8 protein-coding genes are annotated in these 8,745 nt (G+C 66.9%); 4 read left to right on the top strand and 4 right to left on the bottom strand.

Annotation, left to right across the window (positions count from 1 at the left end; translation table 11 throughout):
* The coding region (locus X803_RS20055) for an RsbRD N-terminal domain-containing protein (protein ID WP_216699064.1) at nt 1-729 on the bottom strand (729 nt) is incomplete at its 3' end.
* 186 nt (nt 730-915) lie between these two features.
* On the opposite strand from X803_RS20055, the gene X803_RS0113480 reads away from it, so the two are divergent.
* The 4 genes from X803_RS0113480 (at nt 916) to X803_RS20050 (ending at nt 6,270) form a co-directional block, all read left to right on the top strand.
* Complete coding sequence (locus X803_RS0113480; protein WP_026545535.1) at nt 916-2,601, top strand: amidohydrolase; 1,686 nt, start codon at nt 916-918, stop codon at nt 2,599-2,601.
* A 2-nt stretch (nt 2,602-2,603) separates the two neighbouring features.
* Nucleotides 2,604-3,929 (top strand): MFS transporter, encoded by a 1,326-nt coding sequence (locus tag X803_RS0113475; protein WP_026545534.1) that lies wholly within the window; start codon nt 2,604-2,606, stop codon nt 3,927-3,929.
* 1 nt (nt 3,930) lies between these two features.
* Nucleotides 3,931-5,196, top strand: coding sequence for an ArgE/DapE family deacylase (locus X803_RS0113470; RefSeq protein ID WP_026545533.1), 1,266 nt, complete (start codon nt 3,931-3,933; stop codon nt 5,194-5,196).
* Between the two features lie 360 nt (nt 5,197-5,556).
* Nucleotides 5,557-6,270 (top strand): dihydrofolate reductase family protein, encoded by a 714-nt coding sequence (locus tag X803_RS20050; RefSeq protein ID WP_084033765.1) that lies wholly within the window; start codon nt 5,557-5,559, stop codon nt 6,268-6,270.
* On the opposite strand, the gene X803_RS0113460 is transcribed toward X803_RS20050, so the two are convergent.
* From X803_RS0113460 to X803_RS20045, 3 genes are all read right to left on the bottom strand, one after another.
* The gene (locus X803_RS0113460; protein WP_035779113.1) at nt 6,267-7,550 is read right to left on the bottom strand and encodes a M20 family metallo-hydrolase; all 1,284 of its coding nucleotides are present in this window, start codon (nt 7,548-7,550) and stop codon (nt 6,267-6,269) included. The two genes, X803_RS20050 and X803_RS0113460, sit on opposite strands and share 4 nt — an antisense overlap.
* A gap of 361 nt (nt 7,551-7,911) precedes the next feature.
* Nucleotides 7,912-8,139, bottom strand: a complete 228-nt coding sequence (locus tag X803_RS0113455) for a sulfurtransferase TusA family protein (RefSeq protein WP_026545531.1) — start codon at nt 8,137-8,139, stop codon at nt 7,912-7,914.
* 27 nt (nt 8,140-8,166) lie between these two features.
* Nucleotides 8,167-8,745 (bottom strand): YeeE/YedE family protein (locus tag X803_RS20045; protein WP_035779111.1); only part of this gene is annotated, 579 nt, incomplete at its 5' end.

Below are 8,745 nucleotides of genomic sequence, written 5' to 3'. Positions count from 1 at the left end.
AAAACAGTCCAGCGGCGCCAGCCACGGACGCGTCCCCTCCGGCTTCTTCCCCGCCCGCGCCGGAACGTCCTCGAGAATGAGGATCAGCGCACCATCGCGCTCGTGCAGGAACTGCTCGACGCCGGCCCGCACCACGCCGGTCCGGAACGACTTCTGCGCGTGCCCGGCCGCCACCGCTACGAGGAAGCTGCTCTCCGGATTCACACCCAGCGCGCGGGCGGCCTGCCCGAGCAGCTGCGGGTCCTTGCCATCGGAGGTGAGCAGCCGCGAAAGCAGGAACGCGCGCTGCGCCTCCTTCTCCTGCGCCATCGAGGCGAGCTCGTCGAGGTAGCCGGCGTGCACCCGGATGGTGTGGAACTCCACCGCCTCCCACACGCGCACCGCGTCCTGGGTGAAGTCTGGCAGGAACTCGGGCGGCACCTTCTCCAGCATCGCGGTCCACAGGATCCGGAAGTCCATCCGCACCGCCCGCAGCAATGATTCCAGGGGAACGCCCTGCGCGGCGCGGCGGTGACCGAGCGCGTCGGAAATCCCTGCAAGCCGCTCGGGGATCGGCAGCTCCCCAATGAGCCGAAGCAAAAGCTCCAGCGACGCCACCGCCGTCTCCTCCAGATCCCGGTCAACCACCGAGGATCCCGGGTAGCCCTCGATGTCCTGCACTTCCAGCAGGAACTGGTGGGCAATCCGGTCGATATCGGCCAGACAGTCGGCCACCACCTCGGAGACCACCGGCCTGGCCGCCGGCCCGCGGGCCGCCTGAGGGGAATCCGCGGACGCGTCACTGGGCATATGCCCATTCTAGAACCGGAGCGCCTTGTGTTCATCCATTGTTTGCCCAGGTGATCCAGACCACCATTGAAGGAGCCCGTTTCCACACGGCTGCCCTCCACCTGCGAAAGACGACCAGCGCACACCATGCTCGATCTCAAACTAGTCAACGCCAGCATCTTCACCCTCGCTGATGCTGCCCCCACCGCCCACGCCATGGGCGTGCTCCACGGGCGCATCGTGGGGTTCGACGACGACGTCCTCGCCCTTCCGGCGAGCCGCACGCTCGACTGTGCGGGCGCCGTCGTCGTTCCGGGGTTTGGTGATTCACACAATCACATGGCGTGGTTTGGGCAGTCCCTCGCCGAACTGGACCTATCCGGTTGCCGCACCCTGGACGAGCTGTACGACGCCGTTACCCGGTTTGCTGCCGACCTCCCCGACGGCGCGTGGGTAGTGGGATCCGGCTACGACGACACCGTGATGGGCGGGCATCCGCACCGCAGCCGCCTCGACGACGCCGCACCCGGCCGGCCGGTCTGGCTCAAGCACCGCTCCGGGCACCTGTGCACCGTCAACACGGCGGTGCTGGACTGCGCGGGTGTGCTCGACGGATCCACAGCCACCCCGGAAGGCGGCACGGTCGCCACGGACGACGACGGACCCACCGGCCTGCTCGAGGAGCAGGCACAGAAGCTGGTCACCGCACTGGTGGTCCCCTACCCGGTCGCAGAGCTGGCGGAAGCGATCGGCGCGGCCAGCGAGGTCTACGCCTCCGAGGGCCTCACGCATGTGGTGGAGGCCGGCATCGGGTCCGGCTGGATCGGCCGCACGCCCGTGGAGCTCGCTGCCTACACCGAAGCCCGGCGCCGCGGGCTCCTGAAAACCCGCGTCCAGCTGATGGCCGTCAGCGACGCCCTGCACCCGCTGTACTCCCATGAGGCGGACGGCATCACGTTCGGCCTGGACCTCGGCATCGCCTCGGGTTTCGGCGACAGCCACGTCCGGCTCGGTGCCATGAAGATCTTCATTGACGGCTCATTGATCGGCCGGACCGCCGCCGTGACTGAGCCGTTCTGCGACCACGACCACGGGACCGGCAGCTTCCAGCTTTCCCTCGAGGAGCTGACCCAGCGGATCGTGGACGCCCACTGTTCCGGCTGGAACGTCGCAGCGCACGCCATCGGTGATGCCGCCGTCGACGTCGCACTGGACGCCTTCGCCGCTGCCAAGGAGAAGCTGCCGCGGCCTGAAGCGCGGCACCGCATCGAGCACTCCGGCCTGGTGCGGCCCGACCAGCTTCCGCGGTTTGCCGACCTCGGAATCACGCCGGTTCCGCAGCCGCACTTCCTGTACGAGGTGGGCGATACCATGGCAGCCGCCGTCGGGCCCGAGCGGGAACCCTGGATCTACCGCCACCGGTCCTTCCTCGACGCCGGGGTCCGTGTGCCCGGAAGCTCGGACCGCCCGGTGGCGTCCGGTGCACCGCTGCTCGGCATGCAGTCCATGGTCACCCGCCGCACGTCCGGCGGAGCCACGATCAGCCCGCAGGAACGCGTCGACGCCGAAACGGCCCTGCGTGCCTACACGGTCGACGCCGCGTGGACCGCCGGCGAGGAAGACCAGCGCGGAATCCTGGAACCGGGGAAACTCGCGGATTTCGTCTTCCTCTCGGCCCACCCCTCCGAGGTGCCCGTCGACGAAATCGGCCGGATCTCGGTGCTGGCAACAGTGCTCGAGGGCGGCTGCGTCTTCGGGCACGACTACCTCACCGACCTACAGACCACCTCCACCGTCCAACCACCGTCCTACCTTGAGAGGCAGAACAACTGATCATGCAACCACCTGAGAAAACCCAGGGCGAGGACGTCACCGTTCCCGTTGTCAGCGGAGCCGAGGCGGGCAAGATTGCCCGTGCGGCGTTCGTTGGCACCGCCCTCGAGTGGTACGACTACTTCCTTTTCGGCACCGCCGCCGCCATCGTATTCAACCGGCTGTTCTTCACCGAACTCGACCCCACGGCCGCCACCATGGCCGCATTCGCCACCTTCGGCGTCGGCTTCGCGGCCCGTCCACTGGGCGCCGTGCTCTTCGGCTACATCGGCGACCGGGTGGGACGCCGGCCGGCGCTGCTGATCACCATCGTCGCGATCGGTGTGGCCACCGGCCTCATCGGCCTGCTGCCCGACTTCGGCAGCATCGGCCTCGCAGCACCGATCATGCTGGCCATCCTGCGCCTGGTGCAGGGCCTCGCCGTCGGCGGCGAATGGGGCGGCGCCATGACCATCGCCGTGGAACACGCTCCCATCGAGAAGCGCGGCCGATATGCGGCGCTGGTGCAGGTCGGCTCACCCGTGGGCACCCTGATGTCATCCGGCGCCTTCGCCCTGGTACTCCTCATGCCCGCTGAAGTGTTCGATTCGTGGGGCTGGCGCCTGCCCTTCCTGGCAGCCTTCCCGCTCCTGCTGATCGCCCTGTACATCCGGCTGAAGGTTGAGGAATCCCCCATCTTCAACGAGCTGGTCAAGCTCGAGGAACGCGCCAAGATCCCCGCTGTGGATGTCTTCCGCCAGGCCTGGGGCCGGCTGATCGTTGCCATCATGGCCGCCTTCCTGGGCGTCGGCGGGTTCTACGTCATGACCACCTTCGTGATCAGCTACGGCACCACCACCCTCGGCATGGACCGCCAGCTCATGGTGAACGCAACCCTGATTGCTGCCGCCGTGCAGATCGGCGTCATCCTGGTCATCGGCCGCATCAGCGAGAAGATCGGTCCGGGCAGGATGACGTTCATCGGAGGCCTGGTCACCGCCGCCGCAGCGTTCCCGCTCTTCTGGCTGATCGACACCCGCAACCCCGCGGCCATCATCCTCGCTGTCACCCTCGGCATCGGGCTGTTGTCCGTGGCCTACTCCGTGACCGGCGCCCTGCTGACCGAGCTATTCCCGCCGAAGCTGCGCTACAGCGGCGTTGCCCTCGGCTACAACCTTGCCGGCGCGCTGAGCGGCTTCCTGCCGCTGATCGCCGTCGCCCTGCTCGGTGTCTCCGGTGGAGCATCCTGGACCGCGTCCGTGCTGCTCATGGTGGTGTCGCTGATCACCGCTGCCGGCGGGTTCTTCGGCGAGCGCCTCCGCGTCAAGGACAAGGCGATCGTCCGGTAGCATGCTCAATCCCGAGATCGCGCGCCGGATTACCGGCGCCGTTGACGCAGCCTTTGACCGTCAGCTTGAGTTCACTGCGGAGCTGGTCCGGCATCCCTCGCTGAGGGCCGCCGAGGCCAGCGCGCAGGACCTCATGTACGCCGAGTTCGAGTCCCGGGGTCTGACAATGGACCGCTGGACGCTCGACGGCGAAGCCCTCGCCGGGCATGTGGGCTACGGTCCCAGCACCGTTGCCTTCGAGGACCTCACCAACGTGGTGGGCACCTACACTCCTCCGGAGGAGAAGGGCCGGTCGCTGATCCTCAACGGGCACATCGACGTGGTTCCCACCGGGCCCGAGGACACCTGGGAACGCAGCCCCTGGGACGCCGTGGTGAAGGACGGTTGGATGTACGGCCGCGGTGCCGGTGACATGAAGGCCGGGCTCGCCGCCAACCTTTTCGCTTTCGATGCCCTCCGCACCGCCGGTCTTGCGCCGGCGTCAACCATCCACTTCCAGTCGGTTGTGGAGGAGGAGTGCACGGGCAACGGTTCGCTGGCCGCGCTCCAGCGCGGGTACACGGCAGACGCCGTCGTTATCCCGGAGCCGGAAGAGAACATGCTGGTGCGGGCCAACGTCGGGGTGATTTGGTTCCGGGTGCGCGTGTCCGGCAAGCCGACCCATGTGCGGGAGATGGCCTCGGGTTTCAACGCCATCGAGGCCGCGTACCCGGTCATGGGCGCGCTCCGGGAGCTGGAGGCCAAGTGGAACGCCGATCAGGGCAGCCACCGGCACTTCGAGGATCTCGACCATCCGATCAACTTCAACATCGGCATGATCTCCGGCGGCGACTGGCCCTCCAGCGTTCCGTCCTGGTGCGAGTTCGACGTCCGTGCTGCCCTGTACCCGGGTGTTTCCGCCGCCGATGCGTGGGAGGAGATCCAGGAGTGCCTCCGGAACACCGGCGCCGGAGCGTCGGTGCAGGCCGAGCGGACGGGCTTCTTCTCCGAGGGTTACGTGCTCGAGGAAGGGTCCGACGCCGAGGCGGTGCTGGCCTCAGCCCACCGCGACGTCTTCGGAGCGGAGCTGCAGAGCTTCACGACTCCGGGCTACCTGGACGGTCGCGTGTTCACGCTGTACGCGGGGATTCCGGCGCTGGTCTACGGGCCGGTGTCGGAGGCGATCCACGGGTTCGATGAGCGCGTGCACATCGAATCGGTACGCCAGGTGACCAAGACGATAGCCCTGTTCATCGCCGACTGGTGCGGCGTCACAGAAAGCGCGTGAGAGACATCGCATAGGAGAAGCCGCGTAGGACCCGTTTGGTTCGCGAGAACCGTTCGCTTCGCAAGAACCGTTCGCTTCGCAGGATCCGTTTCGCACGGGGAGCCTGGCCTTATGGCCGGGCTCCCCGTGCGTTAAGCCGCTCCCGCGGTGCTCTTGCGCCGGGTGCTTTCGCGATGCTCCGGGGCCTGCGGCACTTTTACCGCGGGGCCCGCGGCTCTTTTGCGTCCACGTCTCCCGCCATGGGCGGCCCGGATGTGACCCTATTCCCCCGACCCACCCTGTTCCCCTGGCACGCCGAGTGCTTCACTGGGAGGTACGACGGCGGTCGCGCCGCCTTCCGCAGCTTCCGGAGGTACCCGCATGCGCAAGATCATCCTGATGATGTCCGTGTCACTGGACGGGTTCTTCGAGGGACTGGACCGGGACATCAGCTGGCACCGGGTGGACGACGAGCTTCATCAGTACTTCAACGACCAATGCCGCGCCATGGGGGCCTTCATGGACGGGCGCGTGACCCATGAGCTGATGGCAGGCTACTGGCCTACAGCGGACCAGGATCCGGACAGTCCGGCAGTGGCCGTTGAGTTCGCCCAGATCTGGCGGGAGAAGCCGAAATTCGTGTTCTCCCGGACGCTCACGGAGGCGGACATCGCGGAGCCGCGCTGGAACACTACGGTGCTGTCCGACGTCGTTCCTGAACAGATTGCGGAACTGAAGGCGCAGCCCGGCGGCGACATCGCGCTCAGCGGCGCCCACCTCGCCGCCACGTTCCTGCGGCTCGGCCTGATCGACGAATTGCACCTCTGCGTCCACCCGGTGGTGCTGGGTCAGGGCCGGCCGCTGTTTGAGTCCCCCTATATCCGGCTGAACCTCAGGCTTGAAGGCACCCGGACGTTCGGCAACGGCACCGTTGTGCTCCGCTATTCGATTGACTCCTCGACTGGCGCCGTGACCGGCACCTCGACCGACTCTTCAGCCGACGCCCCGATCGACTCCTCGGCCGGCACCTCGACCGATTCTTCAGCCGATTTCGTGACCGGTCCCTCGACCGACTCCGCGACCGGCCAACCCTAGGTCCGGTCAAGCTCCCCGAGGCACAGGCTGCGGACCACGTCGGTGAGCGTGTGAAGACCGTCGATGATGTCCTGGTCGGTGGTGTACTCGTGCTCATTGTGGGAGATGCCCTCCACAGACGGGACAAACAGCATCACCGTGGGAACGATGTCCTTGAGGTTGGTCGAGTCGTGGCCGGCCAGGGTTTTCACGCGTGCGTGGGTCAGTCCGCGGTTCGCTGCGACCTTCTCGGCGAGCGCCACGCCTTCCGGCTGGTACGGGGTGACCGGCCAGCAGTGGGATCCGGTCTTGCGGATGCCCACCCGGGCCGACCGTTCGATCACATCGATGCGGTCGTGGAGCATGCGGTCGGCCTGGGCGAGGAGTTCCTCATCAGGAGACCGCAGGTCCAGGAGCAGCGTCACCAGTGAGGGTACGACGACGGGCGAGTTGGGATACACGTCCAGCTGACCTACGGAGGTGTGGACGGCGCCGTCAGGGAAGGAGTCTGCGATTTCCCGCGCGGCAACCACCAGCATGGAAGCGCCGAGGAGTGCGTCGCGACGGTCGGCGATGACGGTCGATCCGGTGTGGGCCTGTTCGCCGTCGACTTCGAACTGGTACTTGTTGGCCGCCCAGTTGGAGTCGACCACGCCGATGGTGACACCGTTCCGCTCCATGCTGCGGCCCTGTTCGATGTGGATCTCGGCGGCGTACGCGGCCTGCGGGCCTTCGCCCTCGCCCAGCGCGCCGGTGGCTTCCAGCGCGTCGCGGACAGTGATGCCCGCAGGGTCCTGGGTGGCGAGAACGGTTTCCGCGGTCATCTTTCCGGTGTAGACGGAGCTGCCCATCATGGAGGGCTTGAAGCGTGCGCCCTCCTCGTTGAACCAGTTCACCACCGCGAGGTTGTAGCAGGGCGCCGTGCCGTCCGCCTGCCATTCCGCTGCCAGCCGGAATGCTGCGTGAGCTGCGGCGAGAACGCCGTATGCGCCGTCGTACCGTCCGGCGGTGGGCTGGGAGTCCAGGTGGGAGCCGACCAGCACGTAGGGCGCCCCCGGCTCCAGCTCAAGCAGGCCAAACTGGTTGCCCACCTGGTCGAAGGACACGGAGAACCCCCTGGCTTCCAAGAGCCGAGTCAGCCAGGCTCGCTGTTCGCCGTCTGCCGGTGAACCGGCCTGCCGGTCCACTCCCCCGCCGGGGGTGGCGCCGAAGGTGCACAGGGTGGCGAAGTCCTGAAGGAACGCGGCGTCGGCGCCGGTGAACTTGGTGGGATCGGGTTCAGGCACGGCGCCGTTGCTCATGGTTGCTTGTCCTCTGCGGCTTGATCGGTTGGTTTACACAATCGTTGCAGGACAGTCCGTTGCAAGCACTGGCGCCGGACAACCAGTTCGGGCGGGGGAATTGTGATTCTGCACAGTGTCGCCGTATTCCGGGATGGACGGGTCGGGAAGGTATGTCCCTTTAAGAAAGTGCAGGCACTGCTCTCATTGCATGCATTGAGAGCAGCGCCTGCACCGTTTCGGACGGTATATCGGCCGCCGGAACCGCGTGGATCACGGATGCGAAAGGCAGATCACCCGCCCGGGCCACGGCTCACGCGCCCGACCCTGGATCACCCGCCCGGACCGCGGTCATCCACTGAAGGGACAACCTCAGCCCGTTTCAGGCTTTCTGCACCGTAATGGTCCACTCTGCGTCCCCGCGGCGGTCGAAGTGCGTGACGGGGTACCCGTTCTCGGCGGCCCAGCGCGGGATGGAGTCGGTGGCCTGCGTGCAGTCGAAGTTGATAACGAGTTCGTCGCCGGCCGGAATGCTTTCGATAGCTGCCTTGGCCTCCACAAGCGGGAAGGGGCAGACCTGGCCGTCTGTTTCGAGAATGTGCTGTGCCATGGTGAAGAATCCTTTGTGCTGCGGAGGTTAGTTGGCGGAGGCGAAGGCGGGCGCCGTCGTCGTTCCGGTTTTCTTGTTGCGGGGGGCGATGAACAGCTTCGCGGCCGCGCCGGTGCCCAGGATCATGAAGATCAGTGAGACCCAGCCCTGGTAGCCGAAGAGCGCGGTGTCCACCATCGCGTTGCCGATCGTGCAGCCGCCGGCCCAGGCTGCGCCGATGCCCATGAGCGCTCCGCCGCCGATGCTGCGGACGGTCTGGATGGAGTCCGGCACCCGGACCTTGAACTCGCCGCTGAGCTTCGCTGCGATGAATGAGCCCACCAGGAGACCGAGCACCAGGAGAACGCCCCAGTCCACAACCTCCATGTCGCCCGTCACGAGGAACCCGGCGAGGTTGGAAGACGGTGTGGTGATGCCGAGTCCGGATTCGCGGCCCGTTGCCCAACTCAGCGGCCAGGCAAGGATGGCGATGATTCCGATGACGACGGCGGTGCTGAAGGCACCCCAGGGCTTGTCGAACAGGATTTTGGCGAGGCCGGTGCGCTTGGACGGGAGTGAGGCGATGTTCAGCTTCGGCTTGCGGAGGTGGTACCGGACGGCAAGGGC

It is taken from the genome of Arthrobacter sp. 35/47 (assembly GCF_000520475.1).
In the GTDB taxonomy this organism is placed as follows: domain Bacteria; phylum Actinomycetota; class Actinomycetes; order Actinomycetales; family Micrococcaceae; genus Arthrobacter_D; species Arthrobacter_D subterraneus.
The sequence above is the reverse complement of the archived record's forward strand: the minus strand, read 5'-3'. Positions and strand labels throughout refer to the sequence as shown.